The organism is Pseudothioclava nitratireducens (genome assembly GCF_029210495.1).
Taxonomy (GTDB): Bacteria; Pseudomonadota; Alphaproteobacteria; order Rhodobacterales; family Rhodobacteraceae; genus Pseudothioclava; species Pseudothioclava nitratireducens.
This window is the reverse complement of record NZ_JARGDK010000011.1, coordinates 15,103-38,145: the sequence shown is the minus strand read 5'-3', so window position 1 is coordinate 38,145 and position 23,043 is coordinate 15,103. Positions and strand designations below refer to the sequence as shown.

General features: G+C 66.1%; 23 protein-coding genes. 14 read left to right on the top strand and 9 right to left on the bottom strand.

The features are described 5' to 3' along the window. Positions 1–21: 21 nt before the first annotated feature. Together P0X85_RS12465 and P0X85_RS12460 are read right to left on the bottom strand one after the other, a co-directional pair. Positions 22–708, bottom strand: coding sequence for a nucleoside/nucleotide kinase family protein (locus tag P0X85_RS12465; RefSeq protein WP_275813773.1), 687 nt, complete (start codon positions 706–708; stop codon positions 22–24). Between the two features lie 3 nt (positions 709–711). Beyond that, positions 712–1,332 carry a thiamine phosphate synthase gene (locus tag P0X85_RS12460; RefSeq protein ID WP_275813770.1) on the bottom strand — a complete coding sequence of 207 codons (621 nt, stop codon included), beginning with the start codon at positions 1,330–1,332 and terminating at the stop codon, positions 712–714. Positions 1,333–1,425: 93 nt separating this feature from the next. Here P0X85_RS12460 and P0X85_RS12455 point away from each other — a divergent pair, with 93 nt between their 5' ends. From P0X85_RS12455 to P0X85_RS12440, 4 genes are all read left to right on the top strand, one after another. After that, positions 1,426–2,160, top strand: a complete 735-nt coding sequence (locus tag P0X85_RS12455; RefSeq protein ID WP_275813767.1) for an RNA methyltransferase — start codon at positions 1,426–1,428, stop codon at positions 2,158–2,160. Between the two features lie 40 nt (positions 2,161–2,200). Then, positions 2,201–2,971: a hypothetical protein gene (locus P0X85_RS12450; protein WP_275813764.1), complete on the top strand. Its 771-nt coding sequence runs from the start codon at positions 2,201–2,203 to the stop codon at positions 2,969–2,971. Positions 2,972–3,051: 80 nt separating this feature from the next. Further along, positions 3,052–4,200 (top strand): heme A synthase, encoded by a 1,149-nt coding sequence (gene ctaA / locus P0X85_RS12445; protein WP_275813761.1) that lies wholly within the window; start codon positions 3,052–3,054, stop codon positions 4,198–4,200. Beyond that, the gene (locus tag P0X85_RS12440; protein WP_275813758.1) at positions 4,197–5,663 is read left to right on the top strand and encodes a carboxypeptidase M32; all 1,467 of its coding nucleotides are present in this window, start codon (positions 4,197–4,199) and stop codon (positions 5,661–5,663) included. Before ctaA ends, P0X85_RS12440 begins: the two co-directional genes overlap by 4 nt. Before the next feature lie 153 nt (positions 5,664–5,816). On the opposite strand, the gene tgt is transcribed toward P0X85_RS12440, so the two are convergent. After that, positions 5,817–6,944: a tRNA guanosine(34) transglycosylase Tgt gene (tgt, locus tag P0X85_RS12435; protein ID WP_275813755.1), complete on the bottom strand. Its 1,128-nt coding sequence runs from the start codon at positions 6,942–6,944 to the stop codon at positions 5,817–5,819. Between the two features lie 125 nt (positions 6,945–7,069). On the opposite strand from tgt, the gene P0X85_RS12430 reads away from it, so the two are divergent. Beyond that, on the top strand, positions 7,070–7,885 hold the full coding sequence (locus tag P0X85_RS12430; RefSeq protein WP_275813752.1) for an MBL fold metallo-hydrolase: 816 nt from the start codon (positions 7,070–7,072) through the stop codon (positions 7,883–7,885). A 3-nt stretch (positions 7,886–7,888) separates the two neighbouring features. On the opposite strand, the gene P0X85_RS12425 is transcribed toward P0X85_RS12430, so the two are convergent. The 3 genes from P0X85_RS12425 to P0X85_RS12415 are packed head-to-tail and all read right to left on the bottom strand — an operon-like array spanning position 7,889 to position 10,366. Continuing rightward, a complete protein-coding gene (locus tag P0X85_RS12425; RefSeq protein ID WP_275813749.1) occupies positions 7,889–8,437 on the bottom strand; it encodes a GNAT family N-acetyltransferase in 549 nt (182 codons plus the stop codon). Continuing rightward, positions 8,434–8,895 carry a DNA polymerase III subunit chi gene (locus tag P0X85_RS12420; RefSeq protein WP_275813746.1) on the bottom strand — a complete coding sequence of 154 codons (462 nt, stop codon included), beginning with the start codon at positions 8,893–8,895 and terminating at the stop codon, positions 8,434–8,436. The genes P0X85_RS12425 and P0X85_RS12420 overlap by 4 nt, the downstream gene beginning before the upstream one ends. A gap of 4 nt (positions 8,896–8,899) precedes the next feature. Next, positions 8,900–10,366: a leucyl aminopeptidase gene (locus P0X85_RS12415; protein WP_275813743.1), complete on the bottom strand. Its 1,467-nt coding sequence runs from the start codon at positions 10,364–10,366 to the stop codon at positions 8,900–8,902. A gap of 166 nt (positions 10,367–10,532) precedes the next feature. On the opposite strand from P0X85_RS12415, the gene lptF reads away from it, so the two are divergent. The 6 genes from lptF (at position 10,533) to rsmA (ending at position 18,264) form a co-directional block, all read left to right on the top strand. Continuing rightward, entirely contained in the window at positions 10,533–11,672 is a 1,140-nt protein-coding gene (gene lptF / locus P0X85_RS12410) for an LPS export ABC transporter permease LptF (RefSeq protein WP_275813740.1), read from the top strand. Beyond that, complete coding sequence (lptG, locus tag P0X85_RS12405; RefSeq protein ID WP_275813737.1) at positions 11,669–12,790, top strand: LPS export ABC transporter permease LptG; 1,122 nt, start codon at positions 11,669–11,671, stop codon at positions 12,788–12,790. The genes lptF and lptG overlap by 4 nt, the downstream gene beginning before the upstream one ends. Then, positions 12,790–14,982 carry an LPS-assembly protein LptD gene (locus tag P0X85_RS12400; protein ID WP_275813735.1) on the top strand — a complete coding sequence of 731 codons (2,193 nt, stop codon included), beginning with the start codon at positions 12,790–12,792 and terminating at the stop codon, positions 14,980–14,982. Before lptG ends, P0X85_RS12400 begins: the two co-directional genes overlap by 1 nt. A 44-nt stretch (positions 14,983–15,026) precedes the next feature. Beyond that, on the top strand, positions 15,027–16,259 hold the full coding sequence (locus tag P0X85_RS12395; RefSeq protein WP_275813732.1) for a peptidylprolyl isomerase: 1,233 nt from the start codon (positions 15,027–15,029) through the stop codon (positions 16,257–16,259). Next, a complete protein-coding gene (pdxA, locus tag P0X85_RS12390) occupies positions 16,256–17,239 on the top strand; it encodes a 4-hydroxythreonine-4-phosphate dehydrogenase PdxA (protein WP_275813729.1) in 984 nt (327 codons plus the stop codon). Before P0X85_RS12395 ends, pdxA begins: the two co-directional genes overlap by 4 nt. A gap of 173 nt (positions 17,240–17,412) precedes the next feature. After that, the gene (gene rsmA, locus P0X85_RS12385; RefSeq protein ID WP_275813726.1) at positions 17,413–18,264 is read left to right on the top strand and encodes a 16S rRNA (adenine(1518)-N(6)/adenine(1519)-N(6))-dimethyltransferase RsmA; all 852 of its coding nucleotides are present in this window, start codon (positions 17,413–17,415) and stop codon (positions 18,262–18,264) included. 48 nt (positions 18,265–18,312) lie between these two features. Here the strand turns inward: rsmA and P0X85_RS12380 are convergent, their stop codons facing one another. From P0X85_RS12380 to prfA, 3 genes are all read right to left on the bottom strand, one after another. Further along, on the bottom strand, positions 18,313–18,879 hold the full coding sequence (locus tag P0X85_RS12380; protein WP_275813721.1) for a DUF4167 domain-containing protein: 567 nt from the start codon (positions 18,877–18,879) through the stop codon (positions 18,313–18,315). A 284-nt stretch (positions 18,880–19,163) separates the two neighbouring features. Beyond that, entirely contained in the window at positions 19,164–20,024 is an 861-nt protein-coding gene (prmC, locus tag P0X85_RS12375) for a peptide chain release factor N(5)-glutamine methyltransferase (protein WP_275813719.1), read from the bottom strand. Continuing rightward, a complete protein-coding gene (prfA, locus tag P0X85_RS12370; protein ID WP_275813944.1) occupies positions 20,021–21,076 on the bottom strand; it encodes a peptide chain release factor 1 in 1,056 nt (351 codons plus the stop codon). The genes prmC and prfA overlap by 4 nt, the downstream gene beginning before the upstream one ends. 130 nt (positions 21,077–21,206) lie before the next feature. Here prfA and P0X85_RS12365 point away from each other — a divergent pair, with 130 nt between their 5' ends. From P0X85_RS12365 to P0X85_RS12355, 3 genes are all read left to right on the top strand, one after another. Next, the gene (locus P0X85_RS12365) at positions 21,207–21,572 is read left to right on the top strand and encodes an SUF system Fe-S cluster assembly protein (protein ID WP_275813716.1); all 366 of its coding nucleotides are present in this window, start codon (positions 21,207–21,209) and stop codon (positions 21,570–21,572) included. 78 nt (positions 21,573–21,650) lie between these two features. After that, positions 21,651–22,274 carry a MarR family transcriptional regulator gene (locus P0X85_RS12360; protein WP_275813713.1) on the top strand — a complete coding sequence of 208 codons (624 nt, stop codon included), beginning with the start codon at positions 21,651–21,653 and terminating at the stop codon, positions 22,272–22,274. Further along, positions 22,267–23,031: a DUF3307 domain-containing protein gene (locus tag P0X85_RS12355; RefSeq protein WP_275813710.1), complete on the top strand. Its 765-nt coding sequence runs from the start codon at positions 22,267–22,269 to the stop codon at positions 23,029–23,031. The genes P0X85_RS12360 and P0X85_RS12355 overlap by 8 nt, the downstream gene beginning before the upstream one ends. The last annotated feature ends 12 nt before the right edge of the window (positions 23,032–23,043 follow it).

Below are 23,043 nucleotides of genomic sequence, written 5' to 3'. Positions count from 1 at the left end.
GCTTTGAGGTTTGATTAAAGCTCAGTCGCTCGTCACGAAATCGGCGCCGCGATTTTCGCGCAGCATGGTCCGGCCATTGGGCAGGTCATTTTGCTCGACACGGCGGATAACTTCGTCAGCCGGGAGATCGAGATTTTCCCAACGCCGCGTAAGCCGCGCGCGCAGCTCTTCTTCGGACACGTCGAGCCGGATCGAGAGATCGAACAGCGGGTAGAGATCACGCCAACCGGGCCGGGTGAGCAGCAGGTAATTACCTTCGACAAGGATGTAGTGCGCAGCTTCGGGAATGGTTGCGCCATCGGGGACGACACGGTCGGCCTCGCGGTCGAAGGTCGGCACGGGGATCGCGCCGGGCGTCGTTTTAAGCTGCGACAGGAGCGCGAAAACACCTTCGACATCAAAGGTTTCCGGCGCTCCCTTGACGTGGCGCAGCCCGCGCGCATCCAGTTCTTCATTCGAAAGGTGGAACCCGTCCATCGGCAGGATCGCAGCCGAACCGGGCGCGTGCGCATTGAGCGCTTCGGCCAGTTCCTCGGCCAGATGCGACTTGCCCGCGCCGGGCGCTCCGACGATGGCGATCAGGTTGCGCGGCCCATCAAGCTGGCGAATATGGGCGGCCAGATCGGCGCGCGGCACCCGGAGTTCAGAGCGCATGAACGCCCCGTGATCGCCCATCGGCCCGTCGCTATCGCCCAGCCAGTCGCTCATTGTTCAGCCCATCGCCGCGATCAGCGCGCCAAGCGCCGCGACCGGATCGTCCTGCGTCCAGATTTCCTCGCCGATGGCGAAGAAATCGGTGACCGGGGTGAAGTCGCGGATCAGATCGGGCGTGAGCGCGCCCTCGGCCACGACCGGCACTTCGATCACCTCTGACCACCATTCGAAAAGCTCGCGCGGGGCGGGTTCGGTCGTGCCAAGCGCACTGGTGCCCACGGGGCCGAAACAAACATAATCCGCCCCCGCCTCGCCCGCGCCCATGCCCTCGTGGCGCGAGACGCCACAGAACGCGCCCACGATCGCCTCCGCGCCCAGTTCCTTGCGCGCATAGCGCACCGTGCGCGCGCCATCGTTCAGATGCACGCCATCAAGCCCGTGACGCTCCACGAGCTTCACATGGCTGTCGATCACCAGCGCCACGTCGCGCGCATGGGCGACCTCGCGCAGCGCATCCGCCCCGCGCCCGATGGTGTCTTCGTCGCGGGTCGCCAGCGCCAGACGGATGCAGGCGATCTCATGCGTATCGAGGACCCGGCCCAGAAGCGCGGGAAAGCTGCCCAGCTCGAAGCTCGGGGGCGTGACGAGATAGATCTGCGGACGGTCTTCGGCGGACATGGGGCTTCCTTTCGCTTTGCCGCCTTCTAGCGCAAGCGCCGCGCCCTTGCCAGTGGGCTTGCGCGCCCTTATGGCAGGGGCAAAGGAGAGCCCATGACCGACCAACCCGCGATCATCCTCGTGCGCCCGCAGATGGGCGAGAATATCGGCGCCGCTGCGCGCGCGATGTTGAATTTCGGGCTGACGCGGATGCGGATCGTCGATCCGCGGGACGGCTGGCCTAATCCGCGGGCGGTGGCGATGGCGTCAGGCGCGGCGAGCCGGGTGCTCGATCATGCGGGTGTGTTCGCGGACGTGGCGGGCGCGGTCGCGGATTGCGATTTCGTCTTTGCAACCACAGCGCGCGGGCGCGAATTGCCCAAACCAATCTACACGCCCGAGGCGGCCATGACCGAGGCCCGCGCCCGGATCAAGGCGGGCCAGAAGGTCGGCATCCTCTTTGGCCCCGAGCGGACCGGGCTTGAGAATGACGACATCACCCGTGCCAATGCGATCATCACCGTGCCGGTGAACCCCGAGTTCTTCTCGCTCAACCTGGGTCAGGCCGTGCTACTCACGGCCTACGAATACTCCCGCCATACGCTTGATGCGGTGCCCGTCGATCCGGGGCTCGCGGGGTTCGATCCCGCCAACCAAACCGAGATCGAGAAGCTTGGCGATCATTTCGAGGAGCGGCTCGAAGAGGCCGGGTTCTTCTTCCCGCCGCACAAGGCCGCGATGATGAAGCGCAACATGCGCAATATGTGGACGCGGTTCGGGATGACACGGGCGGAGGTGCAGACGCTCCACGGTGCGTTGCGCCAGCTTTTGCGCCCGCGCGACCAATAAGCGCGTTGCCCGCCGCGCCCGCCCGCCCCATCTTGGGCCGATGAGCAACCTGCGGATTTCCCTTCTGGCCATTCTCGCCGGCGCCATTCTGGGCGCGGTGGCGCTGATGTATTTCGTGCCGACGCTGCGCGTGGCCGCCTATCCCGAGCGGATGGGCTTTCGCACGATCGCGCCGGGCGTGATGGTCGAGGCGGCCTTCTCGGAGGCCGAAACCGCCCAGCTTTTGCGCGACATCGACACGGCGCGGGCACGGATCGCGCGCTTCTATGGCGCCTTCGATGCGAATGTGAAGCTGGTCGCGTGCAAGACGCTCGCCTGCAATCAGCGGCTTGGCGGCGAGGGTCAGGGTGCTGGCACCGCCGCCGCGATGACCTATGGCACGCCCTTCGTCTCGGTGCTGCGGCTCGCCCCGCGCGGGCTCAACCCCACGATCATCGCGCATGAGTTCAGCCATGCCGAGTTCAATCAGCGCGCGGGCTATTGGGCGCTGTTCCGGCGCAAGGTGCCCGCGTGGTTCAACGAGGGTCTGGCCGTCGTCGCCTCCGATGATGCGCGCTATATGCTTGACGGCGTGGGACATACGCGCTGCCTCGCGCCGCCCACCGGGCTGATCGAGGGCCTCACGGCGTTTCGGCGCGCAGGCGGCACCGACCCCGCGCTTTATGCCCGTGCGGCCTGTGGCGTGCTGATCTGGATGGAGGTGCATGGCGGGCGCGATGCGGTGCTGGCGGCGTTGGCCGATCTGCGCGGCGGCGCTGTGGGCCGGGAGGTCTTTGACCTGCCCGACATGGCCCGGCTTGCCCCGCGCTGACCCCAAGGCCGAACCCCGGCGCAATCCGCTTGAACGCCGCCCGCCCCGCGCCTAGTTTGAGCCGCGACAAGGAGAGCCCGATGAGCCAGAAACGCAGCATTTTCGAAGAGGTCGCAAGCGGCGACACCCGGCCCGCTGAACCCAAGGGCGGCATGATCGACACCCGCCCGCGCGGGGCGCGCAAGGCGATCCGGCTCTGGCTTCTGGTGCTGTTTGCGATGGTCTGGGCGATGATCCTTGTGGGCGGCGCGACACGGCTCACCGATTCCGGCCTCTCGATCACCGAGTGGAAACCGATCACCGGCGCCCTGCCCCCGATGTCAGAGAGCGCCTGGCAGGTCGAGTTCGAGAAATACCAGCAAATTCCGCAATTTGAGCTAATGAACCCGAACATGACCCTTGAGGAATTCAAGGGCATCTTCTGGTGGGAATGGGGGCACCGCCAGCTTGGCCGTGTCATCGGTCTGGTCTGGGCGGTGGGCTTCCTTGGCTTCCTGGTGACGAAACGCATCCCCACGGGCTGGACCGGGCGCTTGCTCGGCCTAGGCGTGCTGGGCGGGCTGCAAGGCGCTATTGGTTGGTGGATGGTGTCCTCGGGGCTGGAGGGTCGAATGGTTTCGGTCGCCTCCTATCGGCTGGCCGTGCATCTGGGGCTGGCCTTCGCGATCCTCGGCCTCATCACATGGTATGCGCTGCTGCTCAGCCGCTCCGAGGCAGAGCTGTTGCAGGCCCGCCGCGTCGGCGAGGCGCGGCTGTTCGGGCTTGGCACCGGATTGATGCATTTCGCCTTCCTCCAGATCGTTCTCGGCGCGCTGGTGGCCGGGATCGACGCCGGGCGCGGCTATATCGACTGGCCGCTGATGGGGGGCGAGTTCTTCCCCTCGGATGCCTTCAACCTCGAACCGCTCTGGAAGAATTTCTTTGAGAACCCGGCGCTCGTGCAGTTCATCCACCGGATGGTCGGCTATGCGCTTCTGGCTTTCGGCGTGATGGCGGTTCTCAAGGGACGCCGGTCCTCGCATGTCACGACGCAAACCGCCTTTAGCTGGGTCGGCGCGATGCTGCTCTTGCAGGTCGTACTGGGGATCGTCACCGTGATGCACGCGGCCCCCCTGCATCTGGGGCTGATCCACCAGCTCGGAGCGGTGGTGCTCTGGGTGCTGATCATCCGTGCGCGGCTGCTCGCACGCTATCCGATTGTCCAATCCATCCGGGGGAGCGCGAAATGAATGCCTTTGAGGACCTGACCGCCTTTCAGCGGGAAACCGAAGCGCTGGCGGCCATCGCGGGGCGTCTTGGCTGGGATCAGGAGACGATGATGCCGCGCGGCGCGGGCGAGCAACGCGCCGAGGAGATCGGCGCGCTGGAGGCCGTGCTGCATGCGCGCCGCACCGATCCCCGGATCGAGGATTGGCTCGCACGCGCCGAGGCGCCCGATCTGGCGGGCGGGCGCATCCTCGACCTGATCGGACGCAGCTATAACCGCAATACGCGCATCCCCGCGCGTCTGGCGGCGGAACTGGCGCGACTGACCTCTCTGGCCCAGGGCATCTGGGCCGAAGCCCGCGCGAATGAGGCGCCGACCGATTTCCTGCCGACGCTGAAACAGGTCGTGGACCTCAAGCGCGAGGAAGCAACCTGCCTCTCCGAGGGCGATCTTTATGACGCGCTGCTCGACGATTACGAACCGGGCGCCAAGGCCGCCGAGATCGCGGCCATGTTCGACCGGATGCGCCCCCGGCTTGTCGCCCTGCGTGACAAGGTTCTGGGACAGCCCGCACCCGCCGCCCTTGACCATATCTTCCCCGAAAACGGCCAGCTGCGCCTCGCCAAGATCTGCGCAACCGCCTTCGGCTATGACTGGACCCGCGGGCGGCTCGACATGGCGGTGCACCCGTTCTCCTCGGGCGGTGGCAATGACGTGCGCATCACCACCCGCGTCGCCGAGACCGACCCGTTCAACTGCATCTACTCGACGATCCACGAGGTAGGCCACGCTTGCTACGAACAGGGCATCGACCCCGACTACCTGTTCACGCCGCTGGGCGCCGGGGTCTCGATGGGCGTGCATGAAAGCCAGAGCCGCATCTACGAGAACCAACTCGGACGCTCAGCCGCCTTCACGGGCTGGCTCTACACGCGCATGGTCGAGATGTTCGGCGATTTCGGCGTGGCCGATGCCGAGAGCTTCCACGCGATCGTCAACCGTGTGGGCTCGGGCCATATCCGCACCGAGGCCGACGAACTGAGCTACAACCTCCATGTCATGCTGCGCTTCGACCTCGAACGTGAGCTGATTGCGGGGCGGCTCGAAGTGGCCGATCTGGAAGAGGCGTGGAATGCCCGCTTCGAAAATGATTTTGGCACCCGCGTCGAGCGCCCGTCGCAGGGCTTCCTGCAAGACGTGCACTGGTCGGTCGGGCTCTTTGGCTATTTCCCGACCTACAGCCTTGGCAATGTCTATGCGGGCTGCCTCAATCAGGCGATGCGCGCGGCAGTGCCCGGGATCGACGCGGGCCTCGCGCAGGGCGATGCGAAACCGGCAACCGACTGGCTGCGCGCGAACCTTCAGCGTCACGGCGGCTTGCGCACGCCGCGCGACACCATCGCCCATGCCTGCGGCTTCCCTCCGACCGAAGAGCCGCTCCTCGACTATCTCGAGACCAAATTCGGCGCAATCTACGGGCTGTGAACGCGGTCGGGGGCTCTGCCCCCGGCCTGCGGGCTCCCCCGGGATATTTGGAGCGATTGGAAAGCCTGAACCTCTGTGGGCTCCAATCGCGTCAAATATCCCGGGGGTGAATGGCGCGAAGCGCCAGAGGGGGCAGCGCCCCCTTTTGCACGCTCAGACAGGCTCGATATCGCCCATCGCGCGCATGGCGTGGAATTCTGCCACGAATTTCGAGAGTTGCCCGGCTGCGATGGCATCCCGCAGGCCCTGCATCAGTTCCTGATAGTAATGCAGGTTATGCCAGGTCAGTAGCATGCCCGAGATCATCTCCTGCGCGCGGAAGACGTGGTGCAGATAGGCGCGGGAATAATTGCGGCAGGCCGGGCAGGTGCAGTGCTCGTCCAGCGGGCGCGGGTCGTCTGCGTGACGGGCGTTCTTGATGTTGACCTGACCGCGCCGGGTCCATGCCTGCCCGGTCCGGCCCGAGCGCGACGGCAGCACACAATCCATCATGTCGATACCGCGCTCAACAGCGCCCACGATATCGTCGGGCTTGCCCACGCCCATCAGGTAGCGCGGCTTGTCCTGGGGCAAGAAACCCGGCGCGTAGTCGAGCACGCCAAACATCGCCTCTTGCCCCTCGCCCACGGCGAGGCCGCCGACTGCGTAACCGTCAAATCCGATCTCGATCAGGGCCTTGGCGCTTTCTTCGCGCAGGTCCGGCGTCACGCCGCCTTGCATGATCCCGAAGAGCGCATGGCCCGGGCGGTCGCCGAACGCGTCCTTGGAGCGCTGCGCCCATCGCATCGAGAGCCGCATGGATTTGGCGACCTCTTCCTCGGTCGCAGGGAGCGCGGGGCACTCGTCGAAGCACATCACGATATCCGAGCCCAAAAGCTTCTGGATCTCCATCGAGCGCTCGGGCGACAGCATGTGTTTCGAGCCGTCGATATGCGAGGAGAAGCGCACACCCTCTTCGGTCAGCTTGCGCAGGCTCGCGAGGCTCATGACCTGAAACCCGCCGCTATCGGTGAGGATCGGCTTTTGCCAGTTCATGAATTTGTGCAGCCCGCCGAGCCGCGCGATCCGCTCGGCGGTGGGGCGCAGCATCAGGTGGTAGGTGTTCCCCAAAAGAATATCCGCCCCGGTCGCCGCCACCGATTCCGGCATCATCGCCTTCACGGTCGCCGCCGTCCCCACGGGCATGAAGGCGGGCGTGCGGATTTCCCCACGCGGGGTCGAGATGACGCCGGTGCGCGCCGCGCCATCGGTGGCGTTGAGGGTGAAGCTAAACCTGCTCATCGCGGTCTCCTGTGGGTGCAACGGGCTGATAGACCCAAACGCCCGCAAAGAAAAGCGCAGCCTCACGGCGAAGTGAGCCGCGCGTCGTTCACCTCGGGTTAGGCTTGGTCAAAAGGGGAGCCGCCATGATCCGACTGCTTGCCATTGCCGCTGCCGTATTGGTCTTCGGGACCGGGGCCGAAGCACAGACCCGCCAGATGAGCCATTGCATAGCGATGGCCGATGCTGCGCCGGGCATCACCTATCTGCACAAGGCCTCCTGGACCGAACCGGTGCCCGAGCACTCGGTGCGGCTTCATTACATCGACCATTCGATGTTTCTCTTGCAGACCGAGGGCGGGCTGAGTGCGATTACCGATTACAACGGCTGGGTCGGCGGCTCGCGCTTCACCCCCGATGTCGTGACGATGAACCACGCCCATTCGAGCCATTGGACGACCGATCCGCCCGAAGGGGCGCAGGCGCTGCGGGGGTGGAGCGACCAATATGGCATCGCCGCCGAGCATTACGTCGATCTGGGCGAAATGCTGATCCGCAATGTCACGACCGATATCCGCTCTTATGGCGGGGTCGAGGAGAACGGCAACTCGATCTTCGTGTTCGAAGTGGCGGGGCTTTGCATCGGGCATTTGGGCCATCTGCATCACGAGCTGGACGACGCGCAATATGCGGCACTTGGGCGGCTTGATGTGGTGATGGCTGCGGTGGATGGCTCGATGACGGTCGATCAGGAGACCATGATCCGTATGCTCAAGCGCCTGCGCAGCTCCATCGTGATCCCGATGCACTGGTTCGGAGAGCCCACGCTGCAACGATTCCTCGACGGGATGGCGGCGGAATTCGAGGTCGAGCGGCCCTTGCAGAGCGATGTGATCGTCTCGCTGCGCACGCTGCCGCGCAAACCTACGGTTCTGGTGCTGGAGCCTTCGCGGCTGCGGTGAGGGCTACCAAAGCTCCGGACGATCAAAGGCGGGGACGCAGCGTGCCTCTCCGGTCAGCGGCGTGAAGGACACGGCACCAAGCGCCTGACCGATCCAGCCCTGCGGCATCGAAAGCCGATGCGGCGGCGCGGCCTGCGCTGCGGTCACGGGCGCGAATCCGACCCGCCCGTAAAAGGCCGGATCGCCGTAGCTGAGCACGATGTCGGCACCTGCCTTGTGCAAACTGTCGAGCGCATGGCGGATCAGGCGCTGCCCCAACCCCTGACCCTGGCGATCCGGGCGCACTGCCATCGGCGAGAGCAGCCACACCTGCCGGTCGTCCTGCGCGTAGCGCAGCGGCGTGAAGAACACGCCCGCCACAAGCGCCTCAGCCTCGCTCATGCAAAAGGCGCGCACATCGTCGGGCGGTGTCTCTCGCATCAGATCCGCCACAAAATCGCCAAGGAGCGCCCCTTCCTGCGGCCCTTCGGATGCGGTGAAGGTCGTCCGAAACAGCTCTGACAGGGCCGCTTCGCGCCCGGCATATCCGCTGCAGATCTCGACCTGGCTCATTTGGGTCCGCTTTCCGCTTTCTTCTCCCAACGACCGCCCTCTTCTGCCCAATAGGCGGCCTGTGCGCCAGCGGCGGTGAGGGCTTTCCATTGCGTGCGGGCGTGTTGGAGGGCGGCTTGGTCATGGCCGTCGAAGAGAATCCAAACCCGCTCGCGCGCGGCGATTTCCTCGGGCGTGACCTCCGCCCCGTCGACAGACAGAACCGCCTCCACCGGCTCCGTCCCTGGCGCGGTGGTGAGCAGGATCGGTTGCAGCGCGTCATGCGGGCCACCCGCGCGACCATGGGGCAGGAAACTGTCGCCGCCGCCCCAGAGCCGCTGATCGAACCAGTCCATCCGTCCGGCATCGCGGCCCCGCATCTCGACCCGCCAGCCCTGCGCGTGGGCGCGCGAGAGGAGGTTGCGGACAACCTCCTCTACGGGCGACTCGGTGATGTGGTAAAAATTGGCCGCGCCCAACGGGTTACGCCTCGAACTTGTCGCGGATCAGACGGTCCAGCGTCATCACGCCCCAACCGGTCGCGCCTTTGGGGGCAAGCGCGGTTTCCGAGGGCGGCAGGGCCACGCCCGCGATGTCGATATGGCACCACGGCACCTCGTCCTTGACGAATTTCTTCAGGAACGCGGCGGCGGTGATCGAGCCCGCCCAACGCCCGCCGGTGTTCTTGATATCGGCCAGACGCGACTTGATCAGCGGATCATAGGCGGGTTGCAGCGGCATATGCCACGCGCCCTCGCCCTCGGCCTTCGCGGCCTTGAGGATATCGTGCACAAGATCGTCGTCATTGGCGAAAAGGCCCGCATTCTCATGGCCGAGCGCCACGATGATCGCGCCCGTGAGTGTGGCAAGGTTGATCATCGCTTTCGGCTCGAACCGCTCTTGCGCATACCAAAGCACATCGGCCAGCACGAGGCGGCCTTCGGCATCGGTGTTGATCACCTCGATCGTGTCGCCCTTCATGGATTTGACGATGTCACCGGGGCGTTGCGCGCGCCCGTCGGGCATGTTCTCGACCAGCCCCACGAGGCCCACGACATTGGCCTTGGCCTTGCGCAGCGCGAGCGTGCGCATGACGCCCGCGACCGTGCCTGCGCCGCCCATATCCATGGTCATCTCTTCCATGCCCGCCGCCGGTTTGATCGAGATGCCGCCGGTGTCGAACACCACGCCCTTGCCGACAAGCGCCAGCGGCGCCTCGCCTTTGGCGCCGCCGTTCCATTGCATCACCACGACCTTGGAGGGGCTCTCCGAGCCCTGCCCCACGCCCAGAAGCGCGCGCATGCCAAGCGCTTCAAGCTGTTCCTCCTCGAGGATTTCCACATCGAGGCCAAGCTCCTGCATCGCCGCCAGACGGGCCGCGAAATCGTCGGTGGTCAGGATGTTGGCCGGTTCGTTCACAAGGTCACGGGTGAAGAACACGCCCTCGGCCAGCGCGGCATGCGGACCGGCCTTGGCCGCGACCTGCTCGGGTTTGGAGACCATCACGTCAACCGCGCCGAAGGGTTTTTTCTCTTCGGAATGATAATCGAACCGATAGGCCCGCAGCGCGACACCAAAGGCGATTTCGGCGGCACGCGGGTGGTTTTCCGCAAGGATCAGCGCCCCGGCTTCACCAAGCGCTTTGCCCACCGCAGCCCCGGCCTTGCGGGCATCGGCCTGCGTGGCCTTGCGGTCGAGCTTGAGGATCTGCACCGCTTCAGCCGACAGGCCCGCGGGCCAGCCCAGTTCCATCGCGTCGCCCGATTTCAGCTTGCCGAACGTCTCCGAGGCAATCGCACGGACCAGCGCCCCGCGCATCAGCCGGTCAAGTTTGCGACCTGCGGGGCTCAGCTTGCCCTCGGGGGCAACCACAAGGGCGATGCGCCCCGTGCGGGCGTCAAGTGCGCCAAGATCGGTTTCGCGGAAATGAATGGCAACGGGATGGGTCATGCGTCTCTCCGGTCTGGCCTGCCCCGGCGCGCGATGCGGCGGGCGGGCGGATTTCGGCCAAAGACTAGCGGTGGCGCGCAAAAATGAAAAGCAGGCTCAGGGCGGCCTTTTCCCGACCGGCCGGACGCGCTAGAGAGGAAAAAACATCCGGGGGGATGCACGGGTTTTGAAGCAGCTCGACAGATATTTGCTGTCCCAGTTCATGGTGCTTTTCGGCTTTTTCGCACTGGTGCTGGTGTCGGTCTATTGGATGAACCGGGCGGTGCAGCTGTTCGACCGGCTCATTTCGGATGGCCAGACGGCATGGGTCGTGCTGGAATTCACCGCGCTGACGCTGCCCAACGTGATCCGGGCGGTGCTGCCGGTGGCAGCTTTCGCGGCCACGGTCACGGCGATCAACCGGCTCAGTCAGGATTCGGAATTCGTGGTGATGAAGGCGCTCGGAGTCTCTCCGTGGCGGTTGTCGGTGGCGACGCTGTCGATGGGGCTGATCGTGGCGCTGATGATGTCGGCGCTCGTGCATTTCCTCGTGCCCGCCTCGCGCGCGCGGCTCGCCGACCGGCAGGCGGAGCTATCGGAGAACGTCACCGCCCGCTTTCTGACCGAGGGCAGTTTCCAGCACCCGATCAGCGGCGTGACGATCTACATCCGTGAGATCACCGAACTGGGCGAGCTGAAGGACCTGTTCCTGTCTGACCGCCGCTCGGCCGCACGGCGCACGAATTACACTGCCGAGCGCGCGCTGATCGTGAAATCCGAGACCGGGCCGAAGCTGGTGATGTTCGACGGCATGGCGCAGACGTTGCGCAGCGCGGATATGGCGCTTTCGATCACCCGGTTCTCCAGCTTCACCTATGATATCGGCGCGCTCATCTCGCCCGCGGATGGCGGTCTGCGGGCGGTGGACGAGGTGCCGACGCCCTATCTTCTTTCCGCCGATCCCGCGATCCGCACCCTGACCGGCACCACGGATGCGCAGATCCGCGCGGCCCTGCACGAGCGCTTTGCCCAGCCCATGCTCGCGCCCGCGGCGGTGCTGATCGGGTTCTCGCTGCTGATGCTGGGGTCATTTTCGCGCTTTGGGTTGTGGCGGCAGATCGGGGTCGCGGTGGTGGCGCTGATCGTGCTCAATATCATCGCCACAAGCGCAGGCAGTGCGGTGAGCGCCGATCCCACGCGCTGGCCGCTGCACTACGTCGCCCCGCTGGCCGGCATTCTCTTTGCGATTGCGGTGACCTGGCTGGCCGGCCGCCCGCGCCGTCTGAAACCGCCACGCAGGGCCCGGATTGCGGAGGCTGGCGCATGATCCTGTCTCTCTATATCGCGCGGCGCTTTCTGCGCGCGTTCGGCATCGTCGCAGGGTCGTTCTTCGGCATCCTGTTCCTGATCAACCTCGCCGAGGACGCGCGCCGCTTTGGCGACAAGGGGCTGAGCCTTGGAGAGTTGGCCGAGCTGTCGGCGCTCAAGGTGCCGAGTGCTTTCTACAATATCCTGCCGCTGATCACGGTGCTGGCGGCGGTGGTGCTGTTCGTGGGGCTGGCGCGGTCGTCGGAACTGGTGGTCATCCGCGCGGCGGGGCGTTCGGCGCTGCGGATGCTGATGGCGCCGGTGACGGTGGCGCTTTTGCTCGGGGTGATCGCGGTGGCGGCGGGCAATCCGATCGTCTCGGCGACCTCGAACCGCTATGACCTGCTGGCCAATCGTTACCGGGCGACGGCGGGCGGCGAAACTGTCTCGATCGGGCGGGAGGGCGTCTGGATGCGCCAAAGCGCGGGGCTGACGGAGGAGGATACCGTGCAGACGCAGGCGGTGATCCATGCCGTGCGCGCCAATCTCGATGCGACCCAATTGTTCGACGTGACATTCCTGATGTTCGAGCCGGGGCGCGGGCCGATCCGGCGCATCGCCGCCGCCGAGGCCGTGCTGGAGCCCGGCGCGTGGCTGTTGCGCGACGCGAAGGAGTGGAACCTCGCGGCCTCGACCAACCCCGAGCGCGACGCGGCTTCGGCGCGCGAGATGCGCCTGCCCTCGGACCTGACCGCGCAGCGCATCCGCGACAGTTTCGGTGAGCCCGCCGATGTGCCGCTCTGGGAATTGCCCAGCTTCATTGCGGCTCTTGAAAATGCGGGCTTCTCGGCGCGCAGGCATATGGTCTGGTTCCAACGCGAACTGGCGCTGCCGTTGCTCTTGGCGGCGATGGTTCTGGTGGCAGCCGGCTTCACCATGCGCCATATTCGCGCGGGCGGGACCGGCAAGCTGGTGCTGCTGGCCTTTGCGGGCGGGCTTGGGGTATTCTTCCTGCGCAACGTGGCGCAGGTTCTGGGCGAGAACGGACAGATTCCGGTGGTCCTCGCGGCCTGGGCGCCGCCACTGATCGGGCTGATCCTGCCGCTTGCACTGCTCTTGCATCTGGAGGACGGCTGATGCGGCCCCTGCTCACCTTGCCGAAGCCTCCCAAAACCGCCGCGGCGCTTGTGCTCGGGGCGTTGTTGACGCTCGCCGCCCCCGGCAGTGTCGATGCGCAGGACAACGGCGCGGCCACGCTCTTGGCGGATCGGGTCATATTGACCGGGCAGAACCAGTTGATCGCCGAGGGCAATATCGAGGTCTATTACGGGGCTTCGAAACTCACCGCTCAGCGGGTCGTCTATGACGCCGCAACCGAGAGCCTGCGGATCGAGGGACCGATCCGGCTTGAGGAAGGCGAAGGCGCAGGCACTCTTCTGATCGCCGATCAGGCCGAGCTGTCGCGCGATCTGCAAAACGGGCTGCTCACCGGGGCGCGGCTGGTGATGGCACGCGAATTGCAACTGGCCGCCGCGCGGATCGAACGGCAGGAGGGGCGCATCACCACGCTCACGCAGGTTGTCGCCTCGTCTTGCGAGATTTGCGTGACCGACCCGACGCCCTTGTGGGAAATCCGCGCGCGGCGGGTGATCCATGATGCCGACACGCGGCAACTCATGTTCGAGGGCGCGCAGTTCCGCGCGATGGGCGTGCCGCTGCTCTATCTGCCGCATCTGCGGATGCCCGACCCGACCGTCGAGCGCATGAGCGGGCTGTTGCAGCCGCGCTTCCGCACGACCTCGCTTCTGGGACCGGGGATCAAGCTGCCCTATTTCCTGACGCTGGGCGAGAGCGCGGACCTGACGCTGACGCCCTATCTTTCGACCGGCAAGACCGCCACGCTCGATGCGCGCTACCGGCGGGCGTTCGACTGGGGAGCGCTGGAGCTGAACGGCGCGCTGACCCGCGACTCGATCCGTGAGGGCGAGACGCGGGGCTATTTCTTCGGCGACCTGAATGCCGTGCTGCCGGGCGACTATCGGCTGGGCGTGGATCTGCGTCTGGTTTCGGACCCCTCCTACCTGCTCAACTACGACATTTCCGACGAGGACCGGCTCTGGTCCGGGATTGAACTCGAACGCATCCGCGACGCCGAACTGATCTGGGCGCGGCTGGGCAATACCCACTCGATCCGCGAGGGCGAGAGCAATTCCACAAGCCCGATGCTGGGCGGCACCGCGCAATGGGTGCAGGTCTTGCGCCCGGCGGCGCTTGGCGGAGAACTGGTGCTCGACTGGCAGGTCAATGCCGCCGCCCGCGCCTCGACGCTCTCGACCGATGGGCTCGATGACGATCTGGTGCCCGATGGGCGCGATATGCTGCGCGCCTCCATGGTGGCGGACTGGCGGCGCAACTGGCTGCTTTCGGGGGGGATTCTCGCCACCGCACAGGCAGAACTGGCGGTTGACCTGATCCAGACGCGCTCGGACCCGGCCTATGACGACACCACGCTGCGCGCCCTGCCCTCGTTCGGTGTGGAACTGCGCTGGCCCTGGGTTCAGACCACCGGGCGTGCGGCCCATGTGATCGAGCCTGTCGCGCAACTGATCTGGAGCCGCGACACGCTCAAGGACGCCCCGAACGAGGACAGCCTGCTCACCGAATTCGACGAGGGCAACCTGTTCTCCTTCTCGCGCTTCCCCGGCGGCGACGCCCGCGAACGCGGTCTGCGCGCCAATCTCGGCCTGAGCTGGACCCGCCATGACGCGGCGGGCTGGAGCCTTGGTGTGACCGCGGGCCGGGTGATCCATGCCGAGGATCTGGGGCAGTTCCCGACGGGGTCGGGCCTGTCGGGGACGCGCTCGAACTGGCTGCTGGCCACGCATCTCAATACCGCCAACGGTCTGACACTCTCGAACCGGGCGCTTTTTGACGACAGTTTCAACTTCACCCGTGACGAGCTGCGCCTTGCCTATGCCGGCGAGCGCCTGAGCATCGAGACCGGCTATCTGTGGATGGAAAGCAACCTCGCCGAGGGCCGCCCGCTCGACACCTCGGAACTCATGTTCGACACGAGCTGGAGATGGGCCGAAGGCTGGTCGGGCAGCTTTGGCACCCGCTACGATCTGACCGACAATCGCGCCAGCCGCGCAAAACTTGGCCTGCAATACGCCAATGAATGCGTGACGGTGGATCTTTCCCTCTCGCGCCGCTTCACTTCCTCCTCTAGTGTGAAGCCCGAGACGGATTTCGGCGTGTCCGTGGAACTGGCCGGTTTCGGTGGTAACTCGGGCGCCCGCAACGCGACGAGACGGGTCTGCGGCCGCTAGGCTGACAGTCCCCGCAGACGAAGAGACGAGCACGGATGACGATTATGACGCGACTTCTCACCCTCCTGACCCTGCTGATCGCATTGGCGCTGCCGCGTGGCGCGGCCGAGGCGCAGAGCGGCTTCGAGGGCAATCCTTTCGCACCGGTCGTCACGGTGAATGGCAAGGGCATCACCGGGTTCGAACTGAGCCAGCGGATGCGCTTCATGCAGCTCTTGCGCGCGCCGGGTGACCTGCGGGTCGAGGCCGAGAAGGCGCTGATCGAGGATCGGCTGCGGCTCTCGATCGCGGACTCGATGGGTATTCGTGTCTCCGAAGACGGGCTTCAGGAAGGCATGGCCGAGTTTGCGGGCCGCGCCAATATGGCACCCGAGCAATTCATCGAGGCCCTCGCTCAGGCCGGGGTCGAGTCGCAAACCTTCCGCGATTTCATTCGTGCTGGCATGGCGTGGCGCGCGGTCGTGCGCGAGAAATACGCAGGCCGCATCACCATCACCGAGGCCGAGATCGACCGCGCGATGATGCCGGAATCCGAACGCGGTCAGGGCACGCGGGTGCTGATCTCGGAAATCATCATCCCCGCCCCGCCCGGTCAGGAAGACCGCGCGATGGCGATTGCGCGCGAAGCCTCGGCCCTGCGCGGCGAGGATGCCTTTGCCGCCAAGGCGCGGCGGGTCTCGGCCACGCCCTCGCGCGGGCGCGGCGGGCGGCTCGACTGGATGCCGCTCGAGAACCTGCCCCCCGCGCTGCGCCCGATCATTCTCGGCCTCGCGCCGGGTCAGGCGAGCCAGCCGCTCACGCTCCCGAATGCGGTGGCCGTGTTCATGCTGCGCGCGATTTCGGATGGCGGCAGCTATGACGAGGCCCCGCAGCAACTCGACTACATGGAATTCATCGTCGGTCCGAGTGGCCAGAAGGCAACGCTGACCGAAGCCGTCCGCGTCGCCGACCGGGTGGATCGCTGCAACGATCTCTATGGTGTGGCCGATGGCTTGCCGCCCGAGCGGCTCATCGTCGAAAGCCAGCCCCAAAGCGCAATCCCGCAGGATATCGCGGTGGCTCTGGCCTCGATGGATATTGGCGAAACCAAACTGATGACGCGCGGCGCCAATGACGTGCTGGTGATGCTATGCGCCCGCCAGCGGGTTCTGGGCGAAGAGGATACCGCGCCGAGCCGGGACGAGGTGCGCGAGCGGCTCACGACCGAGCGCCTTGCGGGCTACGCCGAGAGCTTCTTCGCCGACGAGATGTCGAAAGCCGTCATCACCACGCCATGAGCACCCTGCCTGACCGCCCCGTCCTGCTGAGCTGCGGTGATCCTTCGGGCATTGGCCCTGAAATTGCCGCCAAGGCGCATGAGGCGCTCGGCGCGCGCCTCCCCTTCGTCTGGATCGGCGATCCGGCGCATCTGCCGCGCGGCACGAAGATGCGCGAGATCAGTCACCCTTCCGAGGCACTCAGCCATGCGGGGCGCGCGCTCCCGGTCCTGGTGCATGACTTCCCCGAGGCTGCCCGTCCGGGCGAGCCGCACCCGGCCAATGCCCGCGCCGTGATCGACGTGATCGCACGCGGCGTCGATCTGGTGATGCGTGGCGAGGGGGCGGCGCTTTGCACCGCGCCGATCAACAAGAAGGTGCTGAAGGATGGCGCGGGCTTCGCGTTCCCCGGCCATACGGAATACCTTGCCCATCTCGCGGGCGGCGCCGATGTGGTGATGATGCTGGCCTGCGATACGCTGCGCGTCGTCCCCGCGACGATCCATATCGCGCTTTCCGATGTACCACGGGCCTTTACGCCCGCGCTTCTGCGCGACACCGTGCGGATCACCGCAGACGGGCTGCGCCGCGATTTCGGCATCGAGAACCCGCGCATCGCTGTGGCCGGCCTTAATCCGCATGCGGGCGAAGGCGGCGCGATGGGGCGCGAAGAGATCGACTGGATGGAGGACACGATCTCCGGCCTGCGCGCCGAGGGGTATGCCGTGACCGGCCCCCTGCCCGCCGACACGATGTTCCATGCCAGCGCGCGGGCGCGCTACGACGCCGCCATCTGTGCCTATCACGATCAGGCGCTGATCCCGATCAAGACACTCGCCTTCGATCAGGGGGTGAATGTGACGCTCGGCCTGCCCTTCGTACGCACCTCGCCCGATCACGGCACCGCCTTCGACATCGCTGGGCGTGGCATCGCGAACCCTGCCAGCCTCATCGCCGCTCTTGAAATGGCTGCCCGGATGGGCGCCGCGCGCACGGCCTGATCGCCCGCCCGCCCCGCTTGCCCTTTCCAATCGCGTCAAATATCCCGGGGTGAGGCCGCAGGCCGAGGGGCAGAGCCCCTTTCGCTTCGCGGCGCCGACCCCACGCGCCGGGGGCTGTCTGCCCCCGGACCCCCGAGGATATTTCGGGCAATTGGAAAAGAGGACGAAGCAGCATGGCGGCCATCGACGGGCTCCCCCCTTTGCGCGAAGTGATCCGCGAGCACGAGCTGGTCGCAAAGAAGCAGCTTGGCCAGAATTTTCTGCTCGATCTCAACCTGACCGCCAAGATCGCCCGCGCGGCGGGGGATCTGACGGGGTGTGACGTGCTCGAGGTCGGGCCGGGGCCGGGTGGCCTCACGCGCGGTCTCTTGGCCGAGGGCGCGCGCAAGGTCCTCGCGGTCGAGAAGGACGCGCGCTGTCTCCCCGCGTTGGCCGAGATTGCCGCGCATTATCCGGGGCGGCTTGAGGTGATCAATGGCGATGCGCTGGAGGTTGATGTGGCCGCGCATCTGACGCCGCCGATCAAGATCGCCGCCAATCTGCCCTATAATGTCGGCACCGAGCTTCTGGTCCGCTGGCTCACGCCGCGCGACTGGCCACCCTTCTGGGAGAGCCTCACGCTGATGTTCCAGAAGGAAGTGGCCGAGCGGATCGTGGCGAAGCCGGGCAGCAAGCATTACGGGCGGCTCGCGCTGCTCGCGCAGTGGCGCGCCGAGGCCAGGATCGTGATGGTCCTGCCGCCCGAAGCCTTTACCCCCGCGCCCAAGGTGCATTCGGCGGTGGTGCATCTTCGTGCCCTGCCCGCGCCGCGCTATCCGGCGGATGCAAAGATCCTCTCGGAGGTGGTCGCGGCCGGGTTCAATCAGCGTCGCAAGATGCTGCGCGCCTCGCTCAAGGGAGTATCGCCGCAGATCGAAGCTCTGCTCGAAGAGGCGGGCATCGCGCCCACCGAGCGGGCCGAGCGGGTCAGCCTCGAGCAATTCTGCACGCTGGCGCGGATCGTCGAGGCCGCCCGCGCGAAATGAAAAACCGCGCCGATGGGGCGCGGTTCTATGGACAATTTCGCTTTGGCTTTAGCCGTCCGTGCCGGTGTCCGGTGCGGCAGCCGGTTCGCTGGCCTCGCCCGAGCTTTTCTCGGCGCGCGGCTTGCGCGGGCCACGGCGCGGGCGGCTGGCCTTTTTCGGCGCCTGCCCCTCTTGGTGCGATTCGGCCTTGCTTTCGGGCGTCTCGACGAGAGTCGAGCCCTCCGGCTCGGCGTCAGAAGCTACGGTCTCGGCGACAACTTCGGGCTGGTCCTGCGGCTGGTCCTGACCGTTGCCATTGCCGTTGCCGTCGTGACGGTTCTCCTGACGGGCCTGTTGCTGGCGCTGACGCTCCTCTTGCTCACGTGCCATTTCGCGCTGCGCCTCGCCCAGAAGGCGGGTGTAGTGCTCGGCGTGCTGGAGGAAGTTCTGCTCGGCCACGCGGTCGTTCGAGAGCTGCGCATCCCGCGCAAGCGTCAGGTATTTGTCGATGATCTGCTGCGGCGTGCCGCGCACCTTGCCCTCGGGGCCGGAACTGTCGAACACACGGTTGACGATGTTACCGACCGAGCGTTGACGGTTCGACTTGGAACGCGAACGGGATTTCGATGATCTCATGAGCTTTCGTGTCTACTGGCCCTTGGGCGGGCTTGCTGAGGTCTGGCCTATGATTGTGTGGCCATGCGGTCGGTCTGTTGCGCGAGATTTGCGCCGAAACCCTGAACCCGCAGTGTGAAGCTAAATCGTGCGGGGGATACAACTCCGCCCGGCACTGGGTTGAGTAAACATGTCAGAGGGGGGTGCGCAAGTCGGAATCTGCGGCGACGGCGGGTTTTGGGCGATCTGACGCGCATTTTTCAGTGGAAAACCCGGAAAACCCGCGCGATTGCGACGATTTTGCCTCAGGCGCAGCCACAGCCGGTGCCGTCATCGGGCTTTTGCGCCATGACCACACGGTCGCGCCCATCCCAATCCTTGCGGACCGCGATACCCTCGAAGCCCTGCGCGGCAAGAAACGCCGAGACCGCCTCACCCTGGGTTGGACCGATCTCCAGCAGGATACGCCCGCCCGGCATCAGCCGCGAGAACGCGCCCAGGGCAATCGCGCGGTAGGGATCAAGCCCATCCCCGCCGGGGGTCAGCGCGGCATGGGGCTCCCAGTCGCGCACATCTGGGTCGAGCCCGGCCATTTCATCGGCTGCGATATAAGGTGGGTTCGACACGATCAGATCAAAGCGCCCCGGCACTTGCGCAAACCAGTCTGAGCGGCGGAATTGGGCGCGCGCAGCAAGGCCCAACCTGTCCGCATTGTCTTGGGCCACCGCGAGCGCGGCCTCCGACAGATCGGTGCCAAGCCCTGTGGCAAAGGGCATGGCTTTCAGCAGCGACAGCAGGATGCAGCCGGTCCCGGTGCCGAGGTCCAGAAGTTTCAGGAACGGCTGTTCGAGCGCCGCCTCGACAAGGATTTCCGTCTCGGGGCGCGGGTCGAGCGTGTCCCGGGTGACGCGGAACTCAAGCCCCCAGAAGAGCCGGCTGCCGATGATCTGCGACACCGGCTGGCGGGCGGCGCGGGCGGCAATTCCTGCGTCAAACGCCGCCTGCTGGTCGGGCGCAATCGGATCGTGCAGCACCACGGTCAACCGCTCTGGCGCCACACCCAAGGCATGCGCCAAAAGCCTGCGCGCATCGCGGGGGGCGTCCGCCAGCCCCGCCTCGGTCAGACGTGCAATCCCTGCCCGAAGCGCGTCCTGCGCCCGGCTCACGCGCCCATCTCCGCCAGTTTGCTCGCCTGATCGTCGGCGATCAGTGCGTCGATCACCTCGTCGAGATCGCCATTCACGATCTGACCGAGCGCATAAAGCGTCAGGTTGATCCGGTGATCGGTCATCCGGCCTTGCGGGAAGTTGTAGGTGCGGATGCGCTCCGAGCGGTCGCCCGAACCGACCTGCGACTTGCGGCTGTCGGCGCGTTCCTTGGCCGCGCGGTCGCGCTCCATCTCGTAAAGCCGCGCTCGCAGCACGGCCATCGCGTTGGCGCGGTTCTGGTGCTGGGATTTCTCGGATGAGGTCACCACAATCCCGGTCGGCAGGTGGGTGATCCGCACCGCCGAGTCGGTGGTGTTGACGTGCTGCCCGCCCGCGCCCGAGCTGCGCATGGTGTCGATACGGATATCGCTCGCCGGAATGTCGATATCGACCTCTTCTGCCTCGGGCAGAACCGCCACGGTCGCTGCGGACGTGTGAATACGCCCGCCCGCCTCGGTCTCGGGAACGCGCTGGACGCGGTGAACGCCGGATTCGTATTTGAGACGGGCAAAGACCCCCTCGCCCTCGATCCGCGCAACCGCCTCCTTGACCCCGCCCAGCTCGGTTTCGCTGAGATCCATCAACTCGAAGCGCCAGCCCTTCGTATCCGCATAGCGCTGATACATCCGCAACAGATCGCCCGCGAACAACGCGGCCTCCTCGCCCCCCGTGCCGGGGCGAATTTCAAGGATCGCAGGCCGCGCGTCCGCCGCGTCCTTGGGCAAAAGCGCGATTCTGAGCGCCTGTTCCATCTCGGGGATGCGGGCCTTGAGACGGGGCAGTTCCTCTTCGGCGAGCGCCTTCATCTCGGGGTCCGAAAGCCAGCCCTCAGCCTCGGCCAGATCATCCTGCGCCTGCCGGTAGGCATGGATTTCCGTTACCACGGGTTTCAGCTCGGAATATTCCCGGCTGATCCGCGCGATCTCGGAGGGATCGGCGCCCGCGCTCAACTGCGCCTCGAGAAATTCGAAGCGTTGCAGGATCTGTTCGAGTTTCTCTTGCGGCACCATGGATCGCGGTTTGGCCCGAAGCGGCCTGCGGGTCAAGTGGCGCTCGCAATTGCCGCAGGCCGTGGCCTTTACGCCCTGCGGGGAATTCCCTATATAATCGCTCGACAATAGCGCACAGGCCCGGAAACCCATGACGTCAGATGCCAATCCGCCCCTTGAAGGCACGCCGCTGATCAAGCCCTCGAGCACCGATCACCCGCTGCATGACGATGTCGTCGAGGCGTGCCGCACCGTGTTCGACCCGGAAATCCCGGTCAATATCTACGATCTCGGCCTCATCTACACGATTGATATTTCTGACGAAAACGACGTGAAGGTGACCATGACCCTGACCGCGCCCGGTTGCCCAGTCGCGGGCGAGATGCCCGAATGGGTGCATAATGCGGTGGCTTCGGTCGCCGGGGTGAAGACCGTCGATGTCGAAATGACCTTCGATCCGCAATGGGGCATGGACATGATGTCCGACGAGGCGCGGCTCGAGCTTGGCTTCATGTAAGCAAGCGCGAAGACTAGCCGGATCAGAAAGCAAGTAAAAATACTTGCAATTTTGAAAGGCAAGCTTTAAAACTTGCAAATGGAACAGCATTACACCGTCCTGACCGGCGATCTTGTAAGCTCGCGCGCGCTTAGCGCCGAGGCGCTGGAGCAGGCTATGAACGCGCTTGCGCAGACGGCTGAGGGTATCGCGCTTTGGGCTGGCCCCACGCGATATTCGCGCCATCGCGGTGATGGCTGGCAACTGGCCTTCGCGGGCGGGCATTTCGTTCTGCGCGCGGCGCTGGTGATGCGCGCTGGCCTGCGCGCCGAGGGGCGGGCCTTTTCGACCCGGATCGGCATGGCGCAAGGCCCCGGCACGATCCCGGCGGATGGCGATCTGAACCGCGCGGATGGGGCGGCGTTCGTCGCGGCGGGCGACGCGCTTGATGCGCTTGGCCCCGGCGAGGGCGGGCTGGGACATGCGGGCGGCGGCACGCTTCAGGCGCTCGCCCGGCTGGCCGATCAGATCAGCGCGGGCTGGACCCCCGCGCAGGCACAGGCCGCAGCCCCCCTGCTCGCCCCCGATCCGCCCACGCATGCCGAGGTCGCCTCGCGGCTTGGGAAATCACGCCAGGCCGTCGATCAGGCCGCACAGGGCGCGGGGCTTTCCGCCCTGCGCGCAGCCCTTTCCCTTGCCGAAGCGGAGCGCGCCGATGCCTGAGACCTTCGCGGCCCTCCTCTTCGCGCATGTGATCGGCGATTTCATCCTGCAACCGGGCTGGATGGCGGCAGACAAGGCCCGGCGTGGACCGATGGGACGGATGGATCGCGCGGCCCTGTTTGCACTGGTGTTTCATATCGCGGTCCATGGCGCGCTGCTAAGCGTAGTGCTGCTCCCGCAGGCGCCGGGCTTTGCCTTCGCGCTGGCGCTTGTGATCGGGTCGCATCTGGTGATCGACTTTCTCAAGGGCTTTGCGCCAGCGGGCTCGCTTCTGGCCTTCCTGACCGATCAGGCGGCCCATCTGGCGGCGCTTGGGGCGATTGCTGCGCTGATGCCGGGCCTGTGGGCGGGGTCGTTCTGGGCGGCCGCGCCCTGGCTGCCCGGCGTCATGGCGCTGATCGCCGGCGCGATCCTGACGACCCGTGCGGGCGGGCTGGCGATCGGGCTCTTGATGGCGCCGCTGGCCGAGAACGCCCCCGCCGAGGGTCTGCCCTCGGGTGGCAAACTGATCGGCCTGCTGGAACGCGGGATGATCTTTGTGCTCGTGCTGGCCGGCCAACCGGGCGGCATCGGCTTTCTGATCGCAGCGAAATCCATCCTCCGCTTCGAGACGCTCAAGGATGGCGGCGCCAATCCGCGCAGCGAATACGTCATCATCGGCACGCTGGCCTCGTTCGGCTGGGCGCTGGTGGCGGGCTACCTCACGGCGCTGCTCGCCCATCTGCCCACCCTTGGAATTCTGCCTGATCCCCCCTAAATAAGGGTCCAG